Here is a 23,887-nt window from a genome sequence, read left to right as displayed (position 1 = left end):
CGGAGAGTACGGGGGAGAACGGATGAACGGAAATCGGCCGGAACGCGGCCAAGGCGACGAGAAGCAGGGTCGACGGACGACCACAGCACCCGCAGTCGACGAGCGTTTTCGCGTGCCGCTCCGTGGCGTCGCTGTCGACGCCGAGACGCGGTGTGCTCACTGGGACAGCGCCGTCGACGTCGTCGCCCTCCGGTTCGGGTGCTGTGAGAGGTTCTCACCGTGTTACACGTGTCACGCCGAAACTGCCGATCACGACCCCGAGCCGTGGCCTCGGGAGCGCTTCGACGAACCGGCCGTCCTGTGTGGCGTCTGCGGGGTGACGCTGTCGGCGCGGACGTACCTCGACGGCGACGATGCGTGCCCACGCTGCGGAGCGGCGTTCAATCCCGGGTGTCGTCGTCACCGCGACCAGTACTTCGAACAGTGACCGCCCGGGTGGGTGCAGGTGGGGTGTCACAGGGGAATTCGCGTTCGGTTCGGAAGCGTTAAAAGAACGAACGGCAACTATTCGTGTGCGGGCCGGTGGGGTAGCTTGGTATCCTTCGGCCTTCGGGTGGCCGTAACCGCAGTTCGAATCTGCGCCGGCCCACTTCTCCCGCATCTTTCCCGGCGAGCGACGCGTAGCGATCACGATTCGATAGCACGCTGTCGAGCGCTGCAGAGGACACCTACCAAGTGGCTAGTGAGAATGTTTATTGGTACCAATACACAATAAAGTAATCTTATGGCCGACGACCAGGAGGGGCAATCGAAAAGCGAAGACTCAGCGGACGCAGACGAGACTCCGTGGCTCACGGACGATCAGTTCTACCGCGCGCTCGCCTCCACGCGGCGGCGCCGCCTGTTGTCGTTCGTGATCGAGCACTCAGACAGTACCGTCGACGAACTCGCGACCGTGCTCGCCGGGTGGGAGACGACGGAGACAGGCGCGATGGCGACCGTCGAGAACCACGATCGAATCGCCCTCGAACTGGTGCACAGTCACCTCCCGCTGCTCGAAGATCTGGGTCTCGTAGAATACGACGCCGATACCGGAGTCGTGCGCGCCGAGGACGTCGATGCCGCCGTCGAGGACCTGATCACGAGGAGCATCGAGGCCGAGACGTCGCAGTCCTAGCGATGCTCGATGCGATCCTCGAAGCGACAGCACACCCACGAAAGCAGTTCGTCGTCTACCGGGGCGCCGACGAGACGGACCTCGAATCCTGGTTCGCGCGCCACGGCGTCGACGTGACGCATCGAGTGCTCCCGCCCGGTGGGCCAGCCCCCTTTCTCGCCATCAGAGAGGACGGCAAATTTACCGGCGTTCTCCCGGTCGAGAGCGTGGAGGGACTGCTCGAGCCGCCGATCGCCCGGCCGGGGGATCGAAGCGACGTCTCGGCGGGGTATCGCGCGCTGTTCGAGGTACTCGACGAGACGACGTTCGCGACGATGGAGCGCAGCGAACTCCTGGCCGTCTCACGAGAGATCGAGGATCGCGCCCTCCGCGTCGGGCGCGGGACGCTCCGCGTGAGCTTTCAGCAGTTGTCCGCGTTCGAACCACAGGCGGCGATCTATCGGTACCTCGCGCGGGAGACGGCCCTCGACATTCACGTCCACGGGGTCGAAGACTGGACGCCGCCGGCGATCGACGGTGTGACCTATCACGGCGATGACGATTCCGAACTCGACCAGTACTGGACGCTCGCGTTCGACGGCGGTGGCGACGACACACAAGCCTGCGCGCTCCTCGCACGGGAGGAGTCAGACGGATACCGAGGCTGTTGGACGAACGATCCAGAACGGGTTCAGGAGATCCTTTCGGCGCTCAGAGCGCGCGGCACGTGAACACGGCAGCGTGCAGTGATGAGAAGCCCCCGAGACAGAGGTTCAGCCTGCCATCAACGGCGTGTCGTCGCCGTAGACGCGCTCCGCAAAGAGCAGGCTGACCAGCGCGAAGATGAGGAGGGCGTACGCACCCGCGGCGATCAAGGCGTCCTGCACCGTCGCGTACTCGCCGGTCCGGAAGATGATGGCCTTCCGGACCATCGCGATGACGCCGGTGTAGATGACCAGTTGCACGATCCGACGCGTCTGGTTCTCTTCGACGTACGCCAGGACCGTCTGATACACCTCGACGATGATCAAGAGCAGGAGCCCCGTGTCGATGAAGCCGATAACGACGAGCGGGTCCGTGATATTGCCGTTCCGGACCGCGTCGGCGATCTGGAGCATCAGATCGACCACGCCGGTGGCAAAGAGGATGGCGAACACCGTCGCGGCAACCATCTCGACGCCGTGGACGAAGCGGTTGAGTGCGACGGAGTAGCGCTCAGCCGAGAACCGAGAGCCCTCGGTGTCGGTCCGGGTGGTCTCGGAGTCATCGTCGCTGCTCATCGTCGCTGGCGGCCCCCGTTAATCATAGGCGCAACTCGCTTCACGTCCGGGAGTGTCCCTTACTGCCCTATAATTTTCAGGATATGATAGCGGTCAAGTAACTGTTATTTCGGTGGGAGAGCACGCTGCAGGAGGAGTCGCTGTGTCCCGCACGTTACAGCAGGGCCGCGACGATCACCGCACTGTTCCACACCGTGACGACGAATCCCAGCGCGCACAGGCCCAGCGGTACGCCGATGTTGTGTGGCCGCGGAGTGGCGCGATACAGCCCGTAGAATCCACAGACGACCGCCACCTTGACCGGGACCAGGAGCAACATTCCGTGGGAACTGATGAACCAGGCGGCCACGGGGCTCGCTTCGACGACCGTGTGCATCTGGTACCCGACGAACGTCGTCAGCGAGTCACCGAGGAGGAAGAACACGATCGCTCCCTGCCACCACAGCGGCGTGAGCGACTCCAGCAGTTCGATCGGGGTGTCGGCGTCAGTTCCCATCGTTGCTCCCGTGGGCTATCGTGATCGTTCGGTGCAATACCTAGCGCCCGCGCACTCGGCAGATTCCTATCCGGGCGTCGACGGCGCCCGTCTGACTGGTCGCGGCGGAGGAGAAATGGGGAAAGCGGAGGTAGCGGCGGAATCGCGGGGCGAGTGGCGAGCGGTGAGTCGACGGCGACGAGATGTGACAGACGTTCGTAAGGTTATGCTGAGTACTGCTAAATGTTTGTACCACTAACATAATTAGGCCTGACTGCCGCCCGAGTCGGCGCTGGAGCGGGGCTCGGAGCGTCACTCAGAAGAGCAGATACGCAGCACCGTACGCGACACCCGCCAGCGTGAGCGTCGTCAGGCCGACGACGACGCTGACGTACGCCGCATCGACGCGAGCGGGCGCTGATCGGTCCGCCGTCGCAGTCGCCTCGGCGTCGGCGCGTTGCAGTCGAGCGCGGGCCGACCGGCCGGCCCAGAGCGCGACGACGATAGCCAGCGGGACGATCGTGAATCCGAGGACGTGTGCGTCCGCGATCGTCGGACGCGGGAGGAGGAACGCAGCCGGGGCGTATCCGACGCCGAGTGCGGCACGGGCGTCGACTGCGTCCCGAAGCCGGACGCCCTCGAGCCGATCGGCGGTCACGCGCGAAAACACCGCGACGCCCGCCCAGACGGTCGCGACCTCCGCGAACAGAATGCCGAGGAGATTCAGCGTCGGATCGGTCGCGAGGACGATCCGCTCGGTGAGAAGCGGCGGTCCGAACGGGGAGAGCAGCGGCGGCGGCGCGGCCAGGGAGACGTCGCCGAACGGATGCGTGAGGAAGCCGACGCCGGCAGTGGCTGTCAGTGCCGTCGGCGATAGCGACGTCCGGTCGCCAGCGAACGCAGCGGTGGTTCGACGGCCCGCGAGGGCGCCGACGACGCCGACGACGAGGAGGAAGGCGGCAGCGACGAGTGTCGCAGCCCCCCCGTCAGTGGTGTAAAACGTCGCGAGAAGCGTGATAGCGGCGACGACAGCGACGGCGACGCCCGCGACAGCGGGAATGGAGCTATGTCGGCGAGCGATCGGAGACGGGGGCTCGACATCGTTGGGTCCGGTCGAATCGGTCGGCCGTGCGAGATTCGAGTTCGTCCCGCGTCCGCGTCGAACAGCAACGACAGTCGCGCCGAAGACCAGCGTCCCGACGACGCCGACAGGGAGCGGGTGGGTGACGACGCGGTGGACGCCGTTGGCGACGCCCCAGAACGCCTCCCAGCCGAGCGGCGTGCCGCCTGCGACGGCGACCGCGTAGGTCGCGACCGCGTAGACGACGTCGAGGTCCGGCAGCAGCGCCGCGAGTGCGGCGACGGCTCCGAGCCATAAGGACGCGCGCTCGTCGCCGCCGAGACGGTGGGCACCCAAGCCAGCGAGTGCGAACGCCAGGAACTCGTGGCCGACGAACATCGTGTAGGTTCGCCCTACCCGCGGGACGGAATAGGTCTTCGGATGTATCGATATCGGCCAGGTACATCGACCATAAGTGGGGACGAGGGGCCCCCACGGCCACACGGACTTTTGTCGTCGAGGACCGAACACAGAGTGTGAACGCGACTGCGATCGACCACGTCAAACTCCACATTCCCGAAGACGGAATCGAGACCGCGCTCGGGTTCTACCGGGACGCGCTCGGCTTCGGTATCGACGGGATGGACCTGTACGAATCGGGGGCAAAGCCGTTCTTCTCGGTACGGCTCGCACCCGGCGCGGTGATCCACCTCCAGCCCAGCGACGGGTTCGAGGAACCGACGAAGGCCGCGTACGATCACGTCGCGATCCGCGTCGACGAGACGATCGACGGGATCGAAGCGACGCTCGACGACGCCGGCATCGAGATCGACCGACGGCTGGATCCCCTGGGCGCGACCGGCGTCGCCCCGGCCGTCTACGTCACGGACCCGTTCGGGTATCGGATCGAGTTGAAAGCCGAGCGGGAGTAGCCGACGCGGGAGCGTAGTCTCCACACCGAGCGGTTTCACACCGAACGGTTTTTCTCGCCGCTCGTGCTTGCCACACGCAGTCGATGCCTCCCAAGGCCCCCTCCGATAGCTCTCTCACGGGACAGCGCGCCGGTGTCGCGCTCGCGGTCGTCGGCGTCGTCCTCTTCGTCTCCTCGCTCGTCGTCGGTGCCGCGCTCGCGCCCAACGTCGGTGCCGCCGGCGACGGCGAGACGCGGCAGACGCTCGTCGGCTCGCAGGGCGGCGGCCCGGGACTCCACGAGAAGGGTTCGGTCTACCTGCTCGACGGCCGCCAGACCGTCTGGCGGGCCGGCGAGACTGACAGCTACTTCGACGTCACGATGCTGGCGAACGGCAGCGTGATGGCCGGGTTTATGGACAGCGGCTACGAGGACTGCGGCCCCTACGAGTCGCCGTGCACCCACACCGGCTTCCGGATCATCGAGCCGAACGCCGACAGCGGGGCCGACCCCGAAATCCAGTACGAGTACTCCTTCCCGGTCCGGAGCCGGGCGAACAGCGAGGTCCACGACGTCGAGCGCCTCGACTCGGGCGAGTTCCTCGTCACCGATATGGAGTACGAGCGGATCTTCACGGTGAAAGACGGCGAGATCACCTGGCAGTGGAACGCGAGTTCGCGGTACGACGCGCCCGCCGATCCCACGAAGACCGACTGGCTCCACATCAACGACGTCGACGTCATCTCCGAGGACCGGTATCTCGTCTCCGTCCGCAACGCCCACCAACTGGTGATCGTCGAACGCGGCGAGGGCGTCGTCGAAGTGATCAACGAAGGCGACGGCGACACCACGCAGGGCGATCCGACGCTCCTCCGCCAGCAGCACAATCCGCAGTGGCTCGGCAACGGGAGCGTCCTCGTCGCCGACAGCCACAACGACCGCATCGTCGAACTCACGCGCGGCGAGAACGGCGAGTGGACGGCCGCGTGGGCCATCTACGCCGCGGAGGGCGTCAACTTCAACTGGCCGCGGGACGCCGATCGGCTCCCCAACGGCAACACGCTGATCACGGACTCGCTGAATCAGCGCGTCGTCGAAGTGAACCGGACGGGCGCGACCGTCTGGAGTTACGAGACGCCGCAGGTGCCCTACGAGGCCGAACGGCTGCCGGCGGGCGAGACGGTCGGGGCGACGTCCTACTCCGATGCAGACGGGGACGAGCCGACGACGATCGGAGACGGCCGCAACGTCCCGGTGCTGTCGTTCCTCCTGATGATCTTCCAGACCGGGCTTCAGACGCCCTTCTGGTTCACCGAGATTCACGTCGCGATCACGCTCGTCTCGCTCGGCTGCGTCCTCGGCGGTGGCGGACTCGTGCTTCGAGACCGGCTCCGCGGCTGACGAGCGAGCGTACGGAGACGATCCGGTCACGCCGACCCGGCCAATTCTTGGCGGTGCGGACTGGAGGATTGGGTATGAGCGAGCGCGACGCCGACTCCGACGACCCTGGAGATGACGCCGAAGAGCTGGCCTGGGAGACGACCGGGACCGAGATCGACTACACCTGTCCGGGGTTCGACGTCCGCCGCGACGACGTCGTCTTGCCGAACGGCACCGAGACCGACTTCCACTACGTCGAGGAACCGCAGGCGGTCGTGATCCTCCCGTTCACGCCCGACGGCGAGGTCGTCCTGATTGAGGAGTGGCGGCAGGCCGTCGGGCGGGTCAACCGCGGGCTCCCGGCTGGGAGCGCCGAACCCGACGACGACGACCTCGACGCGGTCGCGCGGCGCGAACTCGCAGAAGAGACCGGCTACGAGGCAGGATCGCTCCGGCAGTTGTTCACGATCGAGCCCGCGAACGGGCTGTTGAACAGCGTTCACCACTTCTATCTCGCCCGTGATTGCGAGCCGACGGCCGAGCAGGACCTCGATTTCAACGAGAGCATCCGCGTTTCGCTCGCGGAGTACGACGACCTCCTGTCGGACGTGCTCGATGGGGAGATACGCGACGGTCGCACCGTCACCGGGATCACGCGCTACGAACTCGCAGACCGCTGGCAGTGAGCGTCACGGACCGCTGGCAGTGATCGACGCCGCGGGCGACCCGCATCCGTGAGACGAAGGATTTTGACGCCGCAGCACGTAGTAGACGTGTGTCCTCCGAACTGAACACCGTCGACGGTGCGGACGATCCGACGTCGACCGACGCCGCCCGCGACGCGCTCCGCGCGCTCGCCGTCGCAATCCTCCTCGCGGTCGTCGGCATCGCCGCCGGTGCGCTCCTCGTCATCGCCGCGGCGGTCGTCCTCGGCCTCGCCGGCGTCGCCGTGACGCCGCTCTTGAGCATCGTTCTCTCGCTAGCGCTCGCGACCGGCGTGGGCTTCGGCGGCGTCGCGCTCGGCTACCTCCGGTATCGCGGTCGCGGACTCGAATACGTCGGCCTCACCGTCCCGTCGCTACGCGACGTTGCGCTCGTCGTCGGCGGCTACGTCGGATCGCTCGCGCTGTTGGTCGTCGCGTCGGTGATCATCTCGGCGATCGGGGCCGAAGCGGCGCCGAACACCGCCGCCGAAGTCGGAATGGAGAATCCCGAGATCCTCCTGCTTCTCGTCCCCGCGTCGTTTCTCCTGATCGGCCCGGGCGAGGAACTGCTCTACCGGGGCGTCGTCCAGAATCGGCTGAGCGAAGCGCTGCCAGCGCCCGCCGCGATCGTCCTCGCGAGCCTGATCTTCGCGTCGATCCACTTCTTCTCGCTGTCGGGCGCACCGCAGGCACGGCTCGTCAGCATTTCTGTACTGGTCTTGCCGACGCTCGTGTTCGGGACGATGTACGAACTCACGAAGAACCTCGTCGTGCCGGCGCTGATTCACGGCGCGTACAACGCGACGCTGTTCTCGTTGCTCTATCTCACGCTGCAGTACGCAGATCCGGGACAGCTCCCGCAGACGCTCCTCGCGCCGGTTCTGGCGCTGGTGTGAGCTGCCGGCCGCGGCCGGACACTACTACACGAGCGTCCAGCCGAAGTACGCTCCACCGAGAATCAGCGCGGCGCCGACGACGCGAACGAGCTGTCGCCATCGCGTCGGAACGCCGCCGTCGGCGTCGGATTCCGCAGCGCCGCCAGAGCCGTCTCGTGGGCCGTCTTCGCCGTATCGTCCGTGTCGGTCCTGCGGGAGCCGTCCGGCGGTCTGCACCCGCACGATCGTCTCGGGCGCGAGGACGAACAGGAGACCGAGCGCGACGCCGAGGACGGCCGCGGCGAGCGTCCGGACGTCGACCATCAGTTACGGAGTCGCTCGACGCGCTTCTCGATCGGCGGGTGGGTCGCGAACAGGCGAGCGAGCCCGCGTTCCTCGCCGAAGATGCAGAGCGCGTTCACCTGCTCGTCGACTGCGGACTCGTTGCGCCGCTGGTTTCCACGGTCGATCTTCTCCAAGGCGCGCGCGAGCGGTTCGCCGCCACCGATCGCCTCGGCAGCGTCGCTGTCGGCGACGTACTCGCGGTACCGCGAGATGGCGAAGACGAAGAGCATCACCAGCATCTGGGTAATCTGGCCGACGACGATGGCGAGGAAGAAGTCCGCGATGTCGTTGTCGCCGGTGAGGAGGACGGCCCACTGGGCGACGATGGCGACGATAGAGGCGACGCCCTGGCCGAGCACCATCATCACGACGTCGCGATTGCGGATGTGCGCGAGTTCGTGTGCGAGCACGCCCTCGACCTCGTCGGGACCGAGTTGGGAGAGGAGTTCCTGGGAGACGACGACCGTCCCCGCGCCTTTCCGGCCGACGGCGAAGGCGTTCGGGACGCCCATCCGCGCGATCATCAGCCGGGGCTTCTCGATCCCCATCGAGCGCGAGAGCGACTCGACGCGGCGGTGGATCTCGGGATAGCGGTCTTCGGGGAGATCCTCCGCGCCGACCGTCCGCAGCGCCATCCATTTGCCGACTTTGTACTGGACGCCGACGAAGGCGACGCTGCCGAGCAGGACGAGCCAGAGGGGAAATCCGAACACGCCCATCACGACGACCGCCGCGACGGCGTAGAATGCGAACAGGATCGAGCCGACGATCGCCATTCGCGCTTTCAGTCCGAGGTGACGCATACGGGGATGCGTTGTCTACACGGACACAAATACTCGGTGGTCGCCCGCGTCCTGGGCAAGGGATACCCAGACTATAGTAGCGTTTGCATGTCTTCACTCACCTAACCGCACGCAGTCGTGCGATTATCTGTGTGATCAGTTGCAAACGCTACTATAGGGCAAATCCGACGATACTTACCAGCCGGCCGCCGACGTTCCGCTATGCGCGATCACTTCGAGCTCCGCGACGGGGACGCCGCCGGCCGGATCGGCGAGCTATCGGTCCCCCGGGCGGGGGTGACAGTCGAGACGCCGGCGTTGATGCCGGTCGTCAACCCTAACATTCGAACTATCTCCCCCGCGCGGCTCGAATCGGACTTCGGTGCGGAGATCCTGATCACGAACTCCTACATCATCCACAAGAACGAGGACCTCCACGAGACGGCCCTCGACGTGGGGCTCCACGAACTGCTTGGCTTCGACGGCGCGATCGTCACCGACTCGGGGTCGTTCCAGCTCGCAGAGTACGGCGACATCGAGGTGACGACCCGCGAGATCCTCGAATTCCAGCGCGAGATCGGCTCTGACATCGGAACGCCGGTCGACATCCCGACGCCACCGGACGTCTCCCGCGAGCAGGCCGAGCGCGAACTGCGCCTCACCGAAGAGGCGCTGGCGGACGCCGAGGGCGTCGACACCGGCGAGATGCTCGTGAACGCCCCCGTGCAGGGGTCCACGTACCCGAACCTCCGCGAGGAGGCGGGGCGTCACGCCTACGCGACCGACCTCGACGTCTTCCCCGTCGGCGCGGTGGTCCCGCTGATGAACAACTACCGCTACGCCGATATGATCGACGCCGTCGCCGCCGCCAAGCGCGGACTCGGCCGCGACGCCCCCGTCCACCTGTTCGGCGCAGGTCATCCGATGATGTTCGCGCTGGCGGTCGCCGCGGGCTGTGACCTCTTCGACTCCGCCGCCTACGCCATCTACGCCCGCGACGACCGCTATCTGACGGTCCGCGGGACCGAACAACTCGACGACCTCGAGTACTTCCCCTGCTCGTGTGCGGTCTGTTCGGCGCACGACCCCGACGAACTCCGCGCGTACGGCGACGAGGAGCGCGAGCGCCTGTTGGCGGAGCACAACCTCCACGTGTCCTTCTCGGAGATCCGGCGCGTCAAGCAGGCCATCCGCTCGGGCAACCTCCTCGAACTGGTCGAATCGCGCGCACGCGGACATCCGGCGATGCTCGACGGCTACCGCGCGCTCTTGGATCACGCCGAGCAACTCGAACGCGAAGACCCCATCTCGAAGGGGTCGTTCTTCTATCTCTCAGCGGAGTCGGCGCGGCGGCCCGAGGTACGTCGGCACCACGAGCGTATCGGACGACTCGACGCCGGCGAGACGGTCCTGCTCACGCAGGGCGGCAAGCCCTCGGGCGACACCTACGACGCCGCCTGGCGCGTGGTGCCGCCGTTCGGCCCGTTCCCGCGCGCGCTCTCGGAGACGTACCCGTTCACCGCCGAAGTCCCCGAGCGGACGGACCGGAGCGCGTACGAAGCGGCGGCGGAGGGCGTCTCACGGCTCGTCTCCGCGAACCCGGAGACGACCTTCGTGCTGGCGCACGACGACTGGCCGGCGTCAGCACTCGCACGCGTGCCGGAAGGCGTCGAACTGGAGTCGCTGACCGGCGAGTCACGGGCCGAAAACTGAACCCGCAGTGTCGGCGACGCCGCGTCACTCCTCGCGAGTCGCCGTCGACACGTCGCGCATCCGTTCCGAGAAATCCCAGGAGTGGAGTCGCTCCGGCGTGATTCGGATCCGGACCTCCTCGCGCTCGGGGGCGAGGAGTCGCCCGGCGAGGTCGTTGTCGGTCCCGCCGAGATAGCGGTCGAGCAGGTGCGTGAGGAGGGCCTTTTCCTCGTCGGGTTCGACCGTAGCCGTCCCGCGACCGCGGACACCCCGGTACGGCGGGTGGTTCGTCGAAATCTCGAAGGCGACGGCGTCGTCGCTACGGAGATACTCGACGACGTCCGCGTTCGCGCTCGTCGCACAGCAGAGTTCGGGTCCCTCAGATCGACAGCCGGCGAGGTCGGTTGGCGCGGCGCCGACCTCCGCCACCTCGTCGGACGCGTCGTTACCGTCGGCTGCTTCGTCGGGCGCGTCACTGACTTCCGCTACTTCGTCGGACGCGTCGCTGCCGGTCCAGAGGTACCACAGCGAGAGCATCCAGAGGTGGCCCTTGGGCGTGTGACACGCGAGGCGGACGGGCACCCGCGTCGTTTCGAGGAACTCGCCCGCCTCGGCCGCCGACCACGCGCCGGTGACGTGCATACGCGCTTCTATGAAGGCATAGCGCAAAAGCACGCGGGCCGAGTCGGGGGAGCGGTCGGCCGAAGACCCGCCGACACCGCTCGCGAACAGACAGATAATTCACCCCTGGCGGCACATTCGGGTGTATGACCGATTACTTCGAAGTTCACAGGCGAGACGGGGCCGCTCGCCTGGGCGAACTCCGCCTCTCGGACCCGCTTCGGACGCCCGCGCTCGTCGACGGCAGCGTCGACGACGCCGGGAGCCTCTGGACGAGCGAGCGCGAGGTGCCCAAAGGCTACCGGGAGATCCTGACGGTCCTCCCGCACCGGGCGTTCCCGGCCGGCACCGACGAGCGCGTACAGGAGACGTTCGCAGTCGACTACCCCGACGTCGACTACCCGAGCGCGGCAGTCGTGACCGCGGAGACGGCCGGCGACTACGGCGCCGACGCGTACATCCTCTCGGACGCGCAGGGTTTCGTCGGCCACGCCTCGGCGTTCCGCGAGGAGATCATCGCCGCGCGCGAGGCGTTGCCGGCCGACACAGCGCTGTATCTCTCCGGCGTCGCGACACCCCGAAACGCGGCCACACTCGTCTACGCCGGTGTCGACCTACTGGATGCGAAGCGGGCGCGGGTCCGCGGCCTCCAGGGCTTCTATCTCACCGCCGAGGGCGAGTACTTCCTCGAAGACCTCGACGAACTGCCGTGCTCGTGTCCGGCCTGCCGGGGCAAGCGCGTCGATATCGACCCCGAATCCGAGCCGGACAACCCCGCGGTGTTCGACCGCGAGGACTGCGCCGACCACAACGAGTACGCGCTCGAATCCCAGCTCGCGACGGTCCGCCGGCGGATCCGCGACGGTCGGCTTCGCGACTACATCGAAGGACAGACGCGTCACGACCAGTGGCTCACGGCCGCGTTCCGCGAGTTCGACCAGCAGTACGGCTACGTCGAGGAGCGGACGCCGGTCGTCCGCGACAGCGAACTCGCCGCCGCCACCGAGGATACGCTCCGCCGCGTCGAGATCCAGCGCTTCGCCGACCGGGTGACGAGCCGGTACCGAAACCGCTTTTCGAACCCGCTCGTTCTCGTTCCGTGTTCGGCGACGAAGCCCTACAGCGAGTCACAGAGCCACGCGCAGTTCCACGACGCAGTCCAATATCGCGGCCATATGGTCTCGATGACGTCGCCGATCGGCGTCGTCCCGATGGAGTTAGAGCTCACCTACCCCGCCCAACACTACGATTCGGTCGTGACAGGCCGGTGGTCCGAAGACGAGAAGTCCTTCGTCGCGGACGTGCTCCGGCGCTACCTCGAACGGAACGAGTACCCACGCGTGATCGCGCACGTGCCCGACGAGGGCTACCGCGACATCTGCGAGCGTGTCGCGGCCGACGTGGACGTCCCATTCGAGTACACCGTCGACGAACACCCGACGACGACGGAGTCGATCGGGAATCTGATGTCGACGCTGGACGGCGAACTGAAGTACAGCAAGCGCAAGCGCCAGCACAACACGATCAAGGCGCTCGCGGACTATCAGTTCGGGCCCGGAGCAGGCGACGAACTCTTCGCGGACGTGGAGATGCAGACGACGAGTCGGTATCCCAAACTGCAGGTCCGCGACGGCGACACCGACGGCGACGGCGGCGGCGACCAACAGCTCGCGACGATGGTGCCGCAGTACGGCGTCCTGTCGTTCACGCTCGCCGGCGCGCGCGTCTGGGACGAGTCCGACGCTCCGACGAAGCGCGTCGAGATCGACGGCTTCGTCCCGCACGGCAGCGTCCTCGCGCCGGGCGTCGTCGACGCCGACGAGGACATCCGCGTCGGCGACGAGGTCGTCGTCGAGGGACCGAAGGCGTTCGCCGTCGGCCGCGCGCAGATGTTCGGCAGCGAGATGGTAGAGTCGACGCGGGGCGAGGCGGTGCAGGTGCGGCACGTCGAAGAAGTGTGACGCACGCAGCAGCGCCGTAGGTGCTGTGTACCACGACTGACCGTATTCTATCGGAGGGATCGACCCCGAACAACCGATCCCCGCAACGAAACGTGACCGAGCGAGTAACGACTGGCAAACGCGACGATAGCGAAGTTGCGGATGAACTATCAGTGAAGTACAAAGTTTAAGTAGCAATTAGCATCAGTATGATGTGATGTCAAGGCAACAAGAGGGAGTTGGTCACCCTCTCGAGGAGCTCCCGGACGAGCGGGCTGTCGATTGGACGATCGTCCGGTCGCTTCTCACAGCGAACGAAGCGACGTCGCGGGCGCTCGAATCGCATCTGCTGCAAGCGTACTACGACGAATCGAAGGGGGCCAAGACGGAATCAACGGAACAGTACGTCGAACGAGCGATCGCAAGACACGAACGGATCATCGAAGATCTGCGGTTCGCGCGCGACCTCCTCGACGAGCGATAGGAGGCTGATACTCGCAGTAGTATCCGGTTACTGCGTTTTTCTCCGCAAATACCGCCGTTGTACCGCTGCCACATAGTTGATTATTTGTTCTTGGGCGTGAAGTCCGGGATATGAAACTCGCAGTCCCCACCGACTTCGACATCCTGGAGGCGCTCTCCGACGGGCGTCGGAACACGGCTGTGAACCTCTCGCATATTCTGGACAAGAACCGATCGTACATCAACACGCGACTCCCCGTGCTCGCGGACTACGATCTCGTCGAGCGCGTCGGGCCGGCACCGAACAGCGGGCTCTACGAGATCACCGAGAAGGGGCGTGTCGTCGTCGAACAGCGTGACCAGTATCGCACGGAGGGAGTCGACTTCGACGAACTCGTCGCCGAGGAACTGAAAGCCCGGACCGAGGGGTCGGGCGATGTTGGTGGCGCCGACGACACAGACGGCGCGTAGCGCCTGCCGGCCGAGAGCCGAGCGCATCTCCACTGTCTTTTATAGTAGCGTTCCCGCGTCTCGAATCGTCGCACGGCGTTCGTCTGACGACCACCTGGTCACCACCTACGAAGAGAAACACTATATACTGCCAGTATATACGAACTGTATCGATGCCGGTGGACGGTGCCGGCGGGTCGTACACAGATGGGACTGGAACTGGTGGAACCGACGGATTTCGAGATTCTGAGGTATCTGGCCGAGAAGGGCCGGAACAACGCCGTCAACGTCGCGGTCGCGCTGGATCGTGACCGCGGGTATATGAACACACGTCTGGGCACGCTCGCGGACTACGGTTGCGTGCGGCGCGTCGGACCGGCCGAGAACAGCGGGCTCTACGAGATCACCGGGATGGGCGAGGCCGCGCTGGAGCACCGCGACGCACGGCACGACCCCGACACCGACTTCGAGGCGCTCGTCGAGGCGAGCGTGGCCGGCGACGGTGCTGGGGCGGACCCAGGCGACGCTGAGACAGGTGCGGACGACGCTGCAGAGTAAGAGACGACCGGCGAGTCGTGCGGATAGCGAAACGTCGCGTCGCTCACTCGTCGTCGGCGCGGAGAATGTCGTCGAGCACGTAGAGACCGAACGGGACGGTTCCACAGACGACCGCAAAGAGCGCGACTTCGAGTCCCGCTTCGCCAAACTTGTCGATGTAGATGGTGAGGTTGCCTCCGAAGACGTACGCGATGAGGACGACCGTACCTACAAGCAGCGTAGAGAAGCCACCGAGGATGGCCGTATACCACGCGATGAACCGCCGGAAACGGTCGTGTGTCGCGAATTCGAGAGGTCGAGAGAGCATTGTCGAGCGGCCGTATCCTCACAATGAGGGCTGCATACTTCGTTAGGATCCAGTATCCGCGGTAAGACCCGCATAGGGGGTCGAGAGACCCTGCATAACGCCCCCGAAAGATCGACCCCGAACAACCGATCCCGCGACGGCGACTTTTTCACCCCGGCAGCCCTCGATGCGGATATGACAGACGACGCGTCGGAGACCGACCGCGAACTCTCGCTCGGCGTCCCACAGCAGATCCTCGAATCGCTCCCGGAGGATGGCGCGAACGCCGCCGCCGATATGAAAGAGGCGGTGGGCGGACTACAGCGAAGTCTCGACGAGGCCATCGAGTCCGCCGACTCGGAGTCGGAAGCCGCGAGTTACGCCGTCGACGCGATCGAGCACCTCGAAGGCCGAATGGAGACCTACGACGAGTTCATCCCCGAACTCCGCGCGTGGGGGCAGTCCCCGATCTACGCGATCGCGTGGCGGAACCTCTATGCGGAACTGATCGCACAGCTCTACGAACACGAGTGGCTCGCGGCCCAAATCGACCGCGAGCGCAACTATCGGCTCGTCGAAGACGGGATCCGATTCGGCGACCGATAAGTCGAGGCACGGTCGTGTCCGTCACCGGGTGCGGCAATCGGTCGCACAGGCGCGCACCTTTTTTGCCTGCTGCGCCCCAGACACGGGTATGACGTTTCAACTGCGGTTCTTCGCCAACTTCCGCGAAGCGGTCGGGACGAAGACGATCACCCGCGAATACGAGGCTGAGACGGTCGGAGACGTCCTCGTCGCGCTCGAATCCGAATTCGAGGGGTTGGCCGGCCAGATCATCGAAGACGGACGGGTCCGACCGCAGGTGAACGTCCTCCTGAACGGTCGCGACGTCGAACACGAAGCGGGGACCGACACGCCGATCGAACCGGACGACACGCTGAGCATCTTCCCGCCGGTCGCCGGCGGCGCGTTCGGGGGGTCGTCGTGAGCACAGATCGAGTGACCCGCGAGAAGTCGTTTCGGGGTATCTCGGTCCGACTGGCCCGTCACTACCTCGAAAAGCTCGGCGGGACGGTCGTCGACGACGAGCACGTCGAGGGCGAGGAGTGGACGGTCTCACTTTCCGCGGAGAAAGTCGCCGTCGGCCCGACGCTCGAACTCACGGAGGTGACGGTGGTCTTCGAGGGCGACCCGGACGTGCTCGATTCGCTCATCGAACGGTTCGCACAGAAAGCGATGCGGGCCGGTGGGTGAGATGGCTGCAGACAACCGGCCCGACGACGCCGACCGTGTGCCGGTCCCGCTCGACGGCGACGTGCTCCAGTACACCGGCGCGACCGCGAGCATCGCCCCGGAGCGCCTCGGCTCGCTCCTCCGGGAGGTGCAGGCCCACCTCGAATCGAAGCGCGACGACTATCGACGCGCCTACGAATGTCCCGTCACCGACGAGGAACGCGACGTCTACCTCGTCCCGAGCGGCTACTGGACCGACCTCGGGGCAGACATCGGCCTCTCGGAGTCAGAGATCGACGCGGTCAGCAGAGCGCACTGCCAGCAACTCCGCCGTCTCGGAACGAAGACCGACCGGCGCGAGGAGTTCGAGACGGCGCTAGAAATCAGAGATGCGGTCGTCGTCAGTCGGGCGTGAAAGGGCTGTTCTCATACTGTCGGACAGCAGTTCGTGAATTATGTTGGCACCCACGGGGTGCCGATGATTTCACATAATCTGTCCGACAGCATCAGGACTCGTGTCCAGGCTCTTCAGCGGGGCCGTACCGCTCTTCGACGGCCCGGAAGTACCGCGAGAGGAACGTCGCGTTGGGCTGTCCTGCTTCGCCGTCGGTCTCGCCGTCCCGCTCCGCGTCCGTCCGTTCGAGTTCGAGCAACAACGCTTCGAGTTCGTCCCGCGGTTGGTGACAGAGGTCTCGATAGCACTCCTTACAGAGGTGTTCGAACGTCTTTCCGTGTCTCTCCCAGCGGTTTCCGTGCTTGTCGTACTCGCGCGCCTCCGAGCGCGGGAGTGAGGTCCCGCATGCGATACAGACGACCGTCGATCCATCCCGGTTGGTCCGGGAGCGCCACATAAAACTCACCACGCACCACCCGCACTTAGCGTTTTTCCGCGGGCGGGAGACGGGGCATCGACGCCGCCACGACACCGCACCGACGCCGCTACGGTGTTGCACCAGTGCGCAGAGTCTCGCCGGCCCGGCGGGGCCCGTGTCGCGTGATTTATCGGCTGGCGCGCCGTGTCCTCGGATATGCAGATCAAATCCCGCCACCACCTCCGCGCGGACGAGATCGAGGAGCTGGAAGCCGGCATCGAGGCGAAGACGGGCGTTGCTCTCGACGGCGACACCTACGAGATGGTCGAGCTCGCGGACGAACCGTTCGACGTCGTCCTCGTCGACGGCGAAACCGACGTCGTCCAGTTCGAGGACGAGGCATTTCTGACCGTGCAGGGAGCGAACCGACACGGGCCGACGAAGGGCGTCGTCACCGTCGATGCGGGCGCCATCTCGTTCGTCAGCGACGGTGCGGACGTGATGCGCCCCGGCATCGTCGAAGCCGACGACGACGTGACGGAGGGCGATCTCGTCACCATCGCCGAGGAGACCCACGGAAAGGTCCTCGCGATCGGTCGCGCGCTCGTCGACGGCGAGGAGATGACCGGCGACTCGGGGAAGGTCGTCGAGTCGATCCACCACGTCGGCGACGACCTCTTCGAGTTCGTCGTCTGATAAGGAGTATCGTACGTCTCCATATAGGGATTATCGTACGTCGTCATAGATGTCTCGCCGGACGGGACGGCGAGACTCTCCGAACAGGTGCGATAACCCCTATGACCGCTCGACTGTCGTCCTCACGATCGTCCCCGTGTAATTTCTCATCCGGGGCGCGACACCGCGTCACCTCCCGCAATCGTCACTCGTCTGACGTTCGTCTGACGTAAGAACTAACGTCGTTCTTTCGTTTGTAGGTGGTATGGGCATTATGAGCAAGATCATCAGCGGGGGCGGACAGCACACGACCGACGAGTACCTCGACCTCGACATCGAGGGCGTAGAATCTTCGCGTGGGGCCGCGGAGATGAACGTCCGGATCGCGACGATCAGCAGCCAGCAGGACGTCGTCGCCATCAAAGACGCTGTCTACGACGGTGATCTCGTCATCGCAGACATCACGCGACACACGACCACCGACAGCACGATGGAGCACATCATCGACGACCTCCGACAGGTCGCAGACGAGGTCGACGGCGACATCGCACAGAAGGGCGACGACCAGATCATCATCGCACCCACGGGCGTCGCCGTCGCGCGCGAAAAGCTGAACTGACGACAACCACGGGGCAACCGTCGGGTCGTATCACCGCTGCTGTACGCTGACTGCTGCTTTTGACTGGCCGTCGGTCGCTGTTACATCCGCTTCGGCGGACACTGTTCTGATAGGGATTATCGTAAGTCGTCATAGATTTCTCGCCGGACGGTACGGCGAGAATCTCCGAATAGTTACGATAATCCCTATGAGAGCCATTTCGACGCCGGCGTGACCGCCGGAACCGACGAACTTTCCTCTCCGCTCTCCATATCGGGTCGTAGATGAGCAAGGACTTCATCGAGGTTCGAGGTGCCGAAGAACACAACCTCAAGGACCTCGACGTCCGGATTCCGCGCGAGACGTTCACCGTCGTCACCGGGCTCTCGGGGTCGGGGAAATCGTCGCTCGCCTTCGAGACGGTCTACGCCGAAGGGCAGCGCCGGTACATCGAGTCGCTGTCGGCGTACGCTCGCAACTTCCTCGGGCAGATGGACAAACCGCAGGTCGAAGCCGTCGAGGGGCTCTCGCCCGCGATCTCCATCGATCAGAAGAACGCCGCCAACAACCCCCGCTCGACGGTGGGCACGGTGACCGAACTCCACGACTACCTCCGACTGCTCTACGCCCGTGTCGGGACGCAGTACGACCCCGTGACGGGCGAGGAGGTCGGCGAGCAGTCCGCCCAGGAAATGGTGAACCAACTACTCGAACTGCCGGCGGGCACGCGGGCGAAGATCGCCGCGCCCGTCGCCCGCGACCAGAAGGGCGCGTTCGAGGATCTCTTCGAGGACCTCGTCAGCGAGGGGTACGCCCGCGTGGAGGTCGACGGCGAGTCCTACGACCTGACGCTCGATCAGCCGGAGTTAGACAAGAACTACGATCACACGATCGACGTGATCGTCGACCGGGTGAAGATCCGCCCCGAGGATCGCTCCCGGATCGCCGACTCCGTCGAGACCGCGCTCGAAGAGGCCGACGGCGTGCTGAAGGTGATCGTCCCCGACCCACCCGAGGACGTCCCATTCGCATCGAACACGCGGTCGACGGGGGCGCTCGCCGGTGAGGGTGACGACCGCCTCGTCGTCGAGTTTTCCGAGGAACTGGGCAACCCCAACTCGGACTTCCAGTTCTCCGAGATCGAGACGCGCTCGTTCTCGTTCAACAGCCCGCACGGGGCCTGTCCCGAGTGTGAGGGTCTCGGTCAGACCAAGGAGGTCGACGAGGATCTCGTCGTCCGCGACCGCTCGAAACCGATCAAGCACGTCTTCGAGGCGTGGTCGTACAACCGCTCGTACTACCGGACGCGGCTGGATTCGGTCGCCGAGCACTTCGGCGTGAGCGTCGACACGCCCTTCGAGGAACTCGATCCGGAGATTCAGCGGCAGTTCCTCTACGGCACCGACGAAGAGGTCGTCTTCCAGCGACAGACGAGAAACGGCACGCGCCGGAAGACGAAGCGCTTCGAGGGCGTCATTCCGAACCTCGAACGCCGCCACGTCGAGACCGACTCCGAGTCGACGCGCGAGCACATCGAGGACTATATGGCCGTCACCACCTGCCCCGCCTGCGAGGGGACGCGGCTGAAAGAGCAGTCCCGGCACGTCTACGTCGCCGGGATCTCGATCACCGAAGTCAACCGGATGAGCATCGGCGACGCGCTCGACCACTTCGAGGGGCTCGAAGCGGAACTCACGGCGCGCGAGCGGACGATCGCCGAGGAGATCCTCAAAGAGATCCGCGCCCGCCTCGGGTTTATGGAGGAAGTCGGCCTCGAATACCTCACGCTGGACCGCGAGGCGTCGACCCTCTCTGGTGGAGAGAGCCAGCGCATCCGGCTCGCGACGCAGGTCGGTTCCGGCCTCGTCGGCGTCCTCTACGTCCTCGACGAGCCCTCGATCGGACTCCACCAGCGCGACAACGACCGCCTGCTGGACACGCTCGAAGGGCTGCGCGACCTCGGGAACACCCTCCTCGTCGTCGAGCACGACGAGGAGACGATGCGTCGCGCCGACAACGTCATCGATATGGGTCCCGGCCCAGGCAAGCGCGGCGGCGAGGTCGTCGTCCAGGGCGACTTCGACGACATCGTCGCGGCCGAGGACTCGGTCACCGGCGACTACCTCGCCGGTCGGAAAGAGATCCCAGTGCCCGAGGAGCGCCGCGACTCCGAGGCGGAGTTGCTGATCCGCGGCGCGCGCCAGCACAACCTGAAGGACCTCGACGTGTCGCTCCCGATCGGCCAGTTCACTGCGATTACTGGCGTCTCCGGGTCGGGGAAGTCGACGCTGATGCACGAGATCCTCTATAAGGGCCTGGCGCGCGAAATGAACGACAACACGTCCGTCGATCCGGGCGACCACGACGCGATCGAGGGGCTCGACGAGATCGAGACGGTGCGGCTCATCGACCAGTCGCCGATCGGCCGCACGCCGAGATCGAATCCCGCGACGTACACCGGCGTCTTCGACTACGTTCGAGAACTGTTCGCCGAGACGAAGCTCTCGAAGCAGCGCGGCTACGAGAAAGGCCGCTTCTCGTTCAACGTCAAGGGCGGGCGGTGTGAGGCCTGCGGCGGGCAGGGGACAGTGAAGATCGAGATGAACTTCCTCTCGGACGTCTACGTGCCCTGCGAGGAGTGTGACGGCGCGCGCTACAACGACGAGACGCTCGACGTCACGTATAAAGGAAAGACGATCGCGGACGTTCTCGATATGGAGGTCTCGGAGGCGCTGGAGTTCTTCGAGGCCAACTCACAGCTCCGGCGTCGCCTCCAGTTGCTCGAAGACGTCGGTCTCGGCTATATGACGCTCGGGCAGCCCTCGACGACGCTCTCGGGCGGGGAAGCCCAGCGCGTCAAGCTCGCCGAGGAACTCGGAAAGAAGCAGACCGGCGAGACGCTGTACCTGCTCGACGAGCCGACGACCGGCCTCCACAAGGAGGACGAACGGAAACTGATCGAGGTCCTCCAGCGACTCACCGACAACGGCAACACCGTCGTCGTCGTCGAGCACGAACTCGACCTGGTGAAGAACGCCGACAACATCGTCGACCTCGGTCCCGAGGGCGGCGAGAACGGCGGCCAGGTCGTCGCGACGGGCACGCCGGAAGACGTCGCGCGCACGGAGGCGTCCCACACCGGTCGCTACCTCCGGGATCTCCTGCCCGACGTCGACGTCGACGGCCCGCGCGCGGACCGCCGCAAGCCCGCCAAGCCGGCCGACGACGACTGATAGGGAGTATCGTAAGTCTGCATAGATGTCTCGCCGGACGGTACGGCGAGAATCTCTGAACAGTTACGATAATCCCGATGAGAGGCTCACCGAAGCCGTTTCTCCCGCGCCGGCCGCGGTTCCCTTCGTCGGCGAGGCCAAGTGACTGGGTCGCATACATCGGGTATGGTCACCTGCTACGCCGCCTCCCGCGAGGGCGTCCTCGTCGTTCGCGACGCGGAGACCAGTACCGAAGGCGGTGCCGACACTGAGCCGTTCCGCGGTCCCTCCGCCGAGCACACGCTCGACGGCCATCGGGTCGAGTGCCTAGACGCCGCGAGCGACGCCCCAGAGCGCGTCTTCTGTGGGACGTTCGACGCCGGGCTGTTCCGCTCGGTCGACGCCGGGCAGACGTGGGAACGAGTCGGCAGCGACGTACTCCCGAAATCGGTGACGAGCGTGACCGTCTCGCCGCACGATCCCGACGTGGTCTACGCCGGCACCGAGCCCAGCGGCGTGTACCGCACGAGAGACGGCGGCGACACGTGGACGGAACTGTCGGGGCTGACCGATCTGCCGTCGGCGCCGCAGTGGTCGTTCCCGCCGCGTCCCGACACGCACCACGTCCGCTGGATCGAAGTCGACCCCGCGGACCCCGAGCACCTCTACGTCGCCGTCGAGGCCGGCGCGCTGATCCAGACCCACGACGGCGGCGAGACCTGGGAGGAACGCGCGCCGTCGACCCGCCGCGACACGCACACGATGGCGATCCACCCCGACGAACCCGACCGCGTGCGGGTCGCCGCGGGCGACGGCTACGCCGAGAGCGACGACGGCGGCGGGACGTGGCAGTTCCCACAGGACGGACTGAAACACCGCTACTGCTGGAGCGTCGCTATCGACCCCGGTGAACCGGGGCGCGTCCTCCTCTCGGCGGCCGCGGGGGCGCGCCGGGCACACACCCCGGAGTCGGCGGCCTCGTATCTGTACCGACGGGAGGATGCGGAAGCAGAGCGCGGGTCGACGAGATGGGACCGCCTCGACGACGTCGGCGTGCCGACCGGGACCGGCGTCCTCCGGGCGACGCTCGCGCCCGGCGTCGCGGACGGTGAACTGTTCGCGCTCACCGACCGCGGCCTGTACCGAACTCAGGACGGCGGCGACTCCTTCACGCGCGTCGACGTGGCGTGGCCGGAGGCGTTCCGGGAGACGACGACGCGTGGGCTCGCAGTCGTCACGAGCGAGGCGTAAGCGGGCGTCACGAGCAGAGCGGAAGCGCGCGTCGCCAGGGACGGTCGCGTCCACCGGGAAGGTATTTGCCGCCGCGTCCGCTACGGGAGCGTGATGTACGATTTCGCGGTCGTCGGCGTCGGCCCGGCCGGCGCGCGCTTCGCCCGGCGCGCGGCGGCAGCAGGCTACGACGTCGTCGCCTTCGAGCAGGGGACCGTCGGGACGCCGCTGGCCTGTTCGGGCCACGTCAGCACCGACATCTGGGCGTACGTCCCCGACGACGCGAAGCAGAAACTCCTCCAGAATCGCGTCTACGGCGCGCGCTTCCACGTCGGCGGTCCCGACTCCTCGTCGTATCCGTTCTACAAGCGCGAGGAGATCTCGAACGTCATCGATCGCGTCGAACTCGACCGGACGCTCGCAGACTGCGCTCGCGACGCGGGCGCGGACGTTCGCGAACACCACACCGTCGTCGACGTCGACGAGCGCCACGACGCCGTCGAACTCACCGTCTCGAACGCCGACGGCACCGAGACTGTGGAGGCGAAAATGGTCGCCGGCTGCGACGGCCCGACTTCGCGCGTCCGGCGGCAGGTCGGCCTACCCGAACCGGGGGAACTGCTGCACGGCGTGCTCGCGTTCGATCCCGACTCCGACGACGGCGACTTCGTCGACGTCCACCTCACCGCACCCCGGTTCTTCGCCTGGCGCATCCCGCGCGGCGACGCGGGCGTCGAGTACGGCCTCGCTGCGCCGCCGGGCGAATCGGTGAACGACCTCTTCGACCGCCTGACCGACGCCTACGACGTCGAGACCGAACACTTCTGCTCGGGCGCGATTCCGATCGGTCCGCCCGAGCGAGTACACAGCCGTCGCGTCTTTTTGATCGGGGACGCCGCCGCACAGACCAAACCGTTCACCGGCGGCGGCATCCTCTACGGGATGACCGCGGCAGACTGCGCCGCCGACGCCGTAGAGCCCGACGATCCGGCGACGCTCCGGGACTACGAGTCCGCGTGGCGCTCGGAACTCTCCCGGGAGATCGCGTTCGGCCACTGGCTCCGCCGCGCGTACTCGCTCCCGGAGCCGGTGCAGCGGCTCGGCCTCCGTGCGCTCTCCGGTGAGATCGGCGTCCATATGGACCGCCCGACGTCGTTCTTCTCGCGGGAGCACCTCGGGAAGTTACTCGGACGATAGCCGGCGGAGACGAG

The 23,887-nt window shown here is 66.1% G+C and carries 29 protein-coding genes and 1 tRNA gene; 22 read left to right on the top strand and 8 right to left on the bottom strand.

What is annotated here, in order from left to right:
• Nucleotides 1-22 precede the first annotated feature (22 nt).
• The 4 genes from RBH22_RS15830 to RBH22_RS15815 all read left to right on the top strand — a co-directional run bounded on the left by RBH22_RS15830 (nt 23) and on the right by RBH22_RS15815 (nt 1,827).
• Entirely contained in the window at nt 23-427 is a 405-nt protein-coding gene (locus RBH22_RS15830; RefSeq protein WP_306678160.1) for a CHY zinc finger protein, read from the top strand.
• Between the two features lie 89 nt (nt 428-516).
• A tRNA-Pro gene (locus tag RBH22_RS15825) sits at nt 517-589 on the top strand.
• Nucleotides 590-724: 135 nt separating this feature from the next.
• Nucleotides 725-1,117, top strand: a complete 393-nt coding sequence (locus RBH22_RS15820; protein WP_306678159.1) for an ArsR family transcriptional regulator — start codon at nt 725-727, stop codon at nt 1,115-1,117.
• Nucleotides 1,118-1,119: 2 nt separating this feature from the next.
• A complete protein-coding gene (locus tag RBH22_RS15815) occupies nt 1,120-1,827 on the top strand; it encodes a DICT sensory domain-containing protein (protein ID WP_306678158.1) in 708 nt (235 codons plus the stop codon).
• Between the two features lie 42 nt (nt 1,828-1,869).
• On the opposite strand, the gene RBH22_RS15810 is transcribed toward RBH22_RS15815, so the two are convergent.
• The 3 genes from RBH22_RS15810 to RBH22_RS15800 form a co-directional block, all read right to left on the bottom strand.
• Nucleotides 1,870-2,376 (bottom strand): phosphate-starvation-inducible PsiE family protein, encoded by a 507-nt coding sequence (locus tag RBH22_RS15810; protein ID WP_256545956.1) that lies wholly within the window; start codon nt 2,374-2,376, stop codon nt 1,870-1,872.
• 154 nt (nt 2,377-2,530) lie between these two features.
• The gene (locus RBH22_RS15805; RefSeq protein ID WP_256545957.1) at nt 2,531-2,872 is read right to left on the bottom strand and encodes a hypothetical protein; all 342 of its coding nucleotides are present in this window, start codon (nt 2,870-2,872) and stop codon (nt 2,531-2,533) included.
• Nucleotides 2,873-3,167: 295 nt separating this feature from the next.
• Complete coding sequence (locus RBH22_RS15800) at nt 3,168-4,310, bottom strand: metal-dependent hydrolase (protein ID WP_306678157.1); 1,143 nt, start codon at nt 4,308-4,310, stop codon at nt 3,168-3,170.
• Nucleotides 4,311-4,447: 137 nt separating this feature from the next.
• Between RBH22_RS15800 and RBH22_RS15795 the strand changes: the two genes are divergently transcribed.
• The 4 genes from RBH22_RS15795 (at nt 4,448) to RBH22_RS15780 (ending at nt 7,801) form a co-directional block, all read left to right on the top strand.
• On the top strand, nt 4,448-4,843 hold the full coding sequence (locus RBH22_RS15795) for a VOC family protein (protein ID WP_256545959.1): 396 nt from the start codon (nt 4,448-4,450) through the stop codon (nt 4,841-4,843).
• An 83-nt stretch (nt 4,844-4,926) separates the two neighbouring features.
• Complete coding sequence (locus tag RBH22_RS15790) at nt 4,927-6,222, top strand: arylsulfotransferase family protein (RefSeq protein WP_306678156.1); 1,296 nt, start codon at nt 4,927-4,929, stop codon at nt 6,220-6,222.
• 74 nt (nt 6,223-6,296) lie between these two features.
• Nucleotides 6,297-6,887, top strand: a complete 591-nt coding sequence (locus tag RBH22_RS15785; protein ID WP_256545961.1) for an NUDIX hydrolase — start codon at nt 6,297-6,299, stop codon at nt 6,885-6,887.
• A gap of 89 nt (nt 6,888-6,976) precedes the next feature.
• Entirely contained in the window at nt 6,977-7,801 is an 825-nt protein-coding gene (locus tag RBH22_RS15780) for a type II CAAX endopeptidase family protein (protein WP_256545962.1), read from the top strand.
• 24 nt (nt 7,802-7,825) lie between these two features.
• Here the strand turns inward: RBH22_RS15780 and RBH22_RS15775 are convergent, their stop codons facing one another.
• Together RBH22_RS15775 and RBH22_RS15770 are read right to left on the bottom strand one after the other, a co-directional pair.
• Nucleotides 7,826-8,104 (bottom strand): hypothetical protein, encoded by a 279-nt coding sequence (locus tag RBH22_RS15775; protein WP_256545963.1) that lies wholly within the window; start codon nt 8,102-8,104, stop codon nt 7,826-7,828.
• Nucleotides 8,104-8,901: a M48 family metalloprotease gene (locus RBH22_RS15770; protein ID WP_256546658.1), complete on the bottom strand. Its 798-nt coding sequence runs from the start codon at nt 8,899-8,901 to the stop codon at nt 8,104-8,106. The genes RBH22_RS15775 and RBH22_RS15770 overlap by 1 nt, the downstream gene beginning before the upstream one ends.
• 228 nt (nt 8,902-9,129) lie before the next feature.
• On the opposite strand from RBH22_RS15770, the gene tgtA reads away from it, so the two are divergent.
• Entirely contained in the window at nt 9,130-10,620 is a 1,491-nt protein-coding gene (tgtA, locus tag RBH22_RS15765) for a tRNA guanosine(15) transglycosylase TgtA (protein WP_306678155.1), read from the top strand.
• Between the two features lie 24 nt (nt 10,621-10,644).
• Here tgtA and RBH22_RS15760 read toward each other — a convergent pair whose 3' ends face one another.
• Nucleotides 10,645-11,241: a pyridoxamine 5'-phosphate oxidase family protein gene (locus tag RBH22_RS15760; protein ID WP_306678154.1), complete on the bottom strand. Its 597-nt coding sequence runs from the start codon at nt 11,239-11,241 to the stop codon at nt 10,645-10,647.
• A 125-nt stretch (nt 11,242-11,366) separates the two neighbouring features.
• Here RBH22_RS15760 and arcS point away from each other — a divergent pair, with 125 nt between their 5' ends.
• The 4 genes from arcS to RBH22_RS15740 all read left to right on the top strand — a co-directional run bounded on the left by arcS (nt 11,367) and on the right by RBH22_RS15740 (nt 14,630).
• On the top strand, nt 11,367-13,181 hold the full coding sequence (gene arcS, locus RBH22_RS15755; RefSeq protein WP_306678153.1) for an archaeosine synthase subunit alpha: 1,815 nt from the start codon (nt 11,367-11,369) through the stop codon (nt 13,179-13,181).
• A gap of 196 nt (nt 13,182-13,377) precedes the next feature.
• Nucleotides 13,378-13,644, top strand: coding sequence for a hypothetical protein (locus RBH22_RS15750; RefSeq protein WP_306678152.1), 267 nt, complete (start codon nt 13,378-13,380; stop codon nt 13,642-13,644).
• A gap of 110 nt (nt 13,645-13,754) precedes the next feature.
• Complete coding sequence (locus RBH22_RS15745) at nt 13,755-14,093, top strand: ArsR family transcriptional regulator (protein ID WP_306678151.1); 339 nt, start codon at nt 13,755-13,757, stop codon at nt 14,091-14,093.
• Between the two features lie 192 nt (nt 14,094-14,285).
• Nucleotides 14,286-14,630 carry an ArsR family transcriptional regulator gene (locus RBH22_RS15740; RefSeq protein WP_306678179.1) on the top strand — a complete coding sequence of 115 codons (345 nt, stop codon included), beginning with the start codon at nt 14,286-14,288 and terminating at the stop codon, nt 14,628-14,630.
• A 43-nt stretch (nt 14,631-14,673) separates the two neighbouring features.
• Here the strand turns inward: RBH22_RS15740 and RBH22_RS15735 are convergent, their stop codons facing one another.
• Complete coding sequence (locus RBH22_RS15735) at nt 14,674-14,937, bottom strand: hypothetical protein (protein ID WP_306678150.1); 264 nt, start codon at nt 14,935-14,937, stop codon at nt 14,674-14,676.
• Between the two features lie 174 nt (nt 14,938-15,111).
• On the opposite strand from RBH22_RS15735, the gene RBH22_RS15730 reads away from it, so the two are divergent.
• The 4 genes from RBH22_RS15730 (at nt 15,112) to RBH22_RS15715 (ending at nt 16,564) form a co-directional block, all read left to right on the top strand.
• Nucleotides 15,112-15,522, top strand: coding sequence for a hypothetical protein (locus tag RBH22_RS15730; RefSeq protein WP_306678149.1), 411 nt, complete (start codon nt 15,112-15,114; stop codon nt 15,520-15,522).
• 88 nt (nt 15,523-15,610) lie between these two features.
• On the top strand, nt 15,611-15,904 hold the full coding sequence (locus RBH22_RS15725; RefSeq protein WP_306678148.1) for a ubiquitin-like small modifier protein 1: 294 nt from the start codon (nt 15,611-15,613) through the stop codon (nt 15,902-15,904).
• A complete protein-coding gene (locus RBH22_RS15720; protein ID WP_256545972.1) occupies nt 15,901-16,170 on the top strand; it encodes a hypothetical protein in 270 nt (89 codons plus the stop codon). Before RBH22_RS15725 ends, RBH22_RS15720 begins: the two co-directional genes overlap by 4 nt.
• A gap of 1 nt (nt 16,171) precedes the next feature.
• Nucleotides 16,172-16,564: a hypothetical protein gene (locus RBH22_RS15715; protein ID WP_256545973.1), complete on the top strand. Its 393-nt coding sequence runs from the start codon at nt 16,172-16,174 to the stop codon at nt 16,562-16,564.
• Between the two features lie 91 nt (nt 16,565-16,655).
• Here RBH22_RS15715 and RBH22_RS15710 read toward each other — a convergent pair whose 3' ends face one another.
• Entirely contained in the window at nt 16,656-17,000 is a 345-nt protein-coding gene (locus RBH22_RS15710) for a hypothetical protein (protein ID WP_256545974.1), read from the bottom strand.
• A gap of 177 nt (nt 17,001-17,177) precedes the next feature.
• Here RBH22_RS15710 and RBH22_RS15705 point away from each other — a divergent pair, with 177 nt between their 5' ends.
• From RBH22_RS15705 to RBH22_RS15685, 5 genes are all read left to right on the top strand, one after another.
• Nucleotides 17,178-17,657 (top strand): RNA-binding protein, encoded by a 480-nt coding sequence (locus RBH22_RS15705; RefSeq protein ID WP_256288736.1) that lies wholly within the window; start codon nt 17,178-17,180, stop codon nt 17,655-17,657.
• 244 nt (nt 17,658-17,901) lie between these two features.
• Nucleotides 17,902-18,255 (top strand): cell division protein SepF, encoded by a 354-nt coding sequence (gene sepF / locus RBH22_RS15700; protein ID WP_121568572.1) that lies wholly within the window; start codon nt 17,902-17,904, stop codon nt 18,253-18,255.
• Between the two features lie 263 nt (nt 18,256-18,518).
• Nucleotides 18,519-21,467: an excinuclease ABC subunit UvrA gene (uvrA, locus tag RBH22_RS15695; protein WP_306678147.1), complete on the top strand. Its 2,949-nt coding sequence runs from the start codon at nt 18,519-18,521 to the stop codon at nt 21,465-21,467.
• A gap of 165 nt (nt 21,468-21,632) precedes the next feature.
• Nucleotides 21,633-22,697 (top strand): hypothetical protein, encoded by a 1,065-nt coding sequence (locus tag RBH22_RS15690; protein ID WP_306678146.1) that lies wholly within the window; start codon nt 21,633-21,635, stop codon nt 22,695-22,697.
• Nucleotides 22,698-22,790: 93 nt separating this feature from the next.
• Entirely contained in the window at nt 22,791-23,873 is a 1,083-nt protein-coding gene (locus RBH22_RS15685; RefSeq protein ID WP_256545978.1) for a geranylgeranyl reductase family protein, read from the top strand.
• Nucleotides 23,874-23,887 lie beyond the last annotated feature (14 nt).

It is taken from the genome of Halobellus sp. H-GB7 (genome assembly GCF_030848585.1).
GTDB lineage: Archaea > Halobacteriota > Halobacteria > Halobacteriales > Haloferacaceae > Haloquadratum > Haloquadratum inordinatus.
This window is presented reverse-complemented; position numbering and strand designations above follow the sequence as displayed.

Bases quoted from the DNA above. Each gene is read 5' to 3' on its own strand.
- RBH22_RS15830 (WP_306678160.1), top strand. From the start codon at position 23: ATGAACGGAAATCGGCCGGAACGCGGCCAAGGCGACGAGAAGCAGGGT.
- RBH22_RS15820 (WP_306678159.1), top strand. From the start codon at position 725: ATGGCCGACGACCAGGAGGGGCAATCGAAAAGCGAAGACTCAGCGGAC.
- RBH22_RS15815 (WP_306678158.1), top strand. From the start codon at position 1,120: ATGCTCGATGCGATCCTCGAAGCGACAGCACACCCACGAAAGCAGTTC.
- RBH22_RS15810 (WP_256545956.1), bottom strand. From the start codon at position 2,376: ATGAGCAGCGACGATGACTCCGAGACCACCCGGACCGACACCGAGGGC.
- RBH22_RS15805 (WP_256545957.1), bottom strand. From the start codon at position 2,872: ATGGGAACTGACGCCGACACCCCGATCGAACTGCTGGAGTCGCTCACG.
- RBH22_RS15800 (WP_306678157.1), bottom strand. From the start codon at position 4,310: ATGTTCGTCGGCCACGAGTTCCTGGCGTTCGCACTCGCTGGCTTGGGT.
- RBH22_RS15790 (WP_306678156.1), top strand. From the start codon at position 4,927: ATGCCTCCCAAGGCCCCCTCCGATAGCTCTCTCACGGGACAGCGCGCC.
- RBH22_RS15785 (WP_256545961.1), top strand. From the start codon at position 6,297: ATGAGCGAGCGCGACGCCGACTCCGACGACCCTGGAGATGACGCCGAA.
- RBH22_RS15775 (WP_256545963.1), bottom strand. From the start codon at position 8,104: ATGGTCGACGTCCGGACGCTCGCCGCGGCCGTCCTCGGCGTCGCGCTC.
- RBH22_RS15770 (WP_256546658.1), bottom strand. From the start codon at position 8,901: ATGGCGATCGTCGGCTCGATCCTGTTCGCATTCTACGCCGTCGCGGCG.
- tgtA (WP_306678155.1), top strand. From the start codon at position 9,130: ATGCGCGATCACTTCGAGCTCCGCGACGGGGACGCCGCCGGCCGGATC.
- RBH22_RS15760 (WP_306678154.1), bottom strand. From the start codon at position 11,241: ATGCACGTCACCGGCGCGTGGTCGGCGGCCGAGGCGGGCGAGTTCCTC.
- arcS (WP_306678153.1), top strand. From the start codon at position 11,367: ATGACCGATTACTTCGAAGTTCACAGGCGAGACGGGGCCGCTCGCCTG.
- RBH22_RS15750 (WP_306678152.1), top strand. From the start codon at position 13,378: ATGTCAAGGCAACAAGAGGGAGTTGGTCACCCTCTCGAGGAGCTCCCG.
- RBH22_RS15745 (WP_306678151.1), top strand. From the start codon at position 13,755: ATGAAACTCGCAGTCCCCACCGACTTCGACATCCTGGAGGCGCTCTCC.
- RBH22_RS15735 (WP_306678150.1), bottom strand. From the start codon at position 14,937: ATGCTCTCTCGACCTCTCGAATTCGCGACACACGACCGTTTCCGGCGG.
- RBH22_RS15730 (WP_306678149.1), top strand. From the start codon at position 15,112: ATGACAGACGACGCGTCGGAGACCGACCGCGAACTCTCGCTCGGCGTC.
- RBH22_RS15725 (WP_306678148.1), top strand. From the start codon at position 15,611: ATGACGTTTCAACTGCGGTTCTTCGCCAACTTCCGCGAAGCGGTCGGG.
- RBH22_RS15715 (WP_256545973.1), top strand. From the start codon at position 16,172: ATGGCTGCAGACAACCGGCCCGACGACGCCGACCGTGTGCCGGTCCCG.
- RBH22_RS15710 (WP_256545974.1), bottom strand. From the start codon at position 17,000: ATGTGGCGCTCCCGGACCAACCGGGATGGATCGACGGTCGTCTGTATC.
- RBH22_RS15705 (WP_256288736.1), top strand. From the start codon at position 17,178: ATGCAGATCAAATCCCGCCACCACCTCCGCGCGGACGAGATCGAGGAG.
- sepF (WP_121568572.1), top strand. From the start codon at position 17,902: ATGGGCATTATGAGCAAGATCATCAGCGGGGGCGGACAGCACACGACC.
- uvrA (WP_306678147.1), top strand. From the start codon at position 18,519: ATGAGCAAGGACTTCATCGAGGTTCGAGGTGCCGAAGAACACAACCTC.
- RBH22_RS15690 (WP_306678146.1), top strand. From the start codon at position 21,633: ATGGTCACCTGCTACGCCGCCTCCCGCGAGGGCGTCCTCGTCGTTCGC.
- RBH22_RS15685 (WP_256545978.1), top strand. From the start codon at position 22,791: ATGTACGATTTCGCGGTCGTCGGCGTCGGCCCGGCCGGCGCGCGCTTC.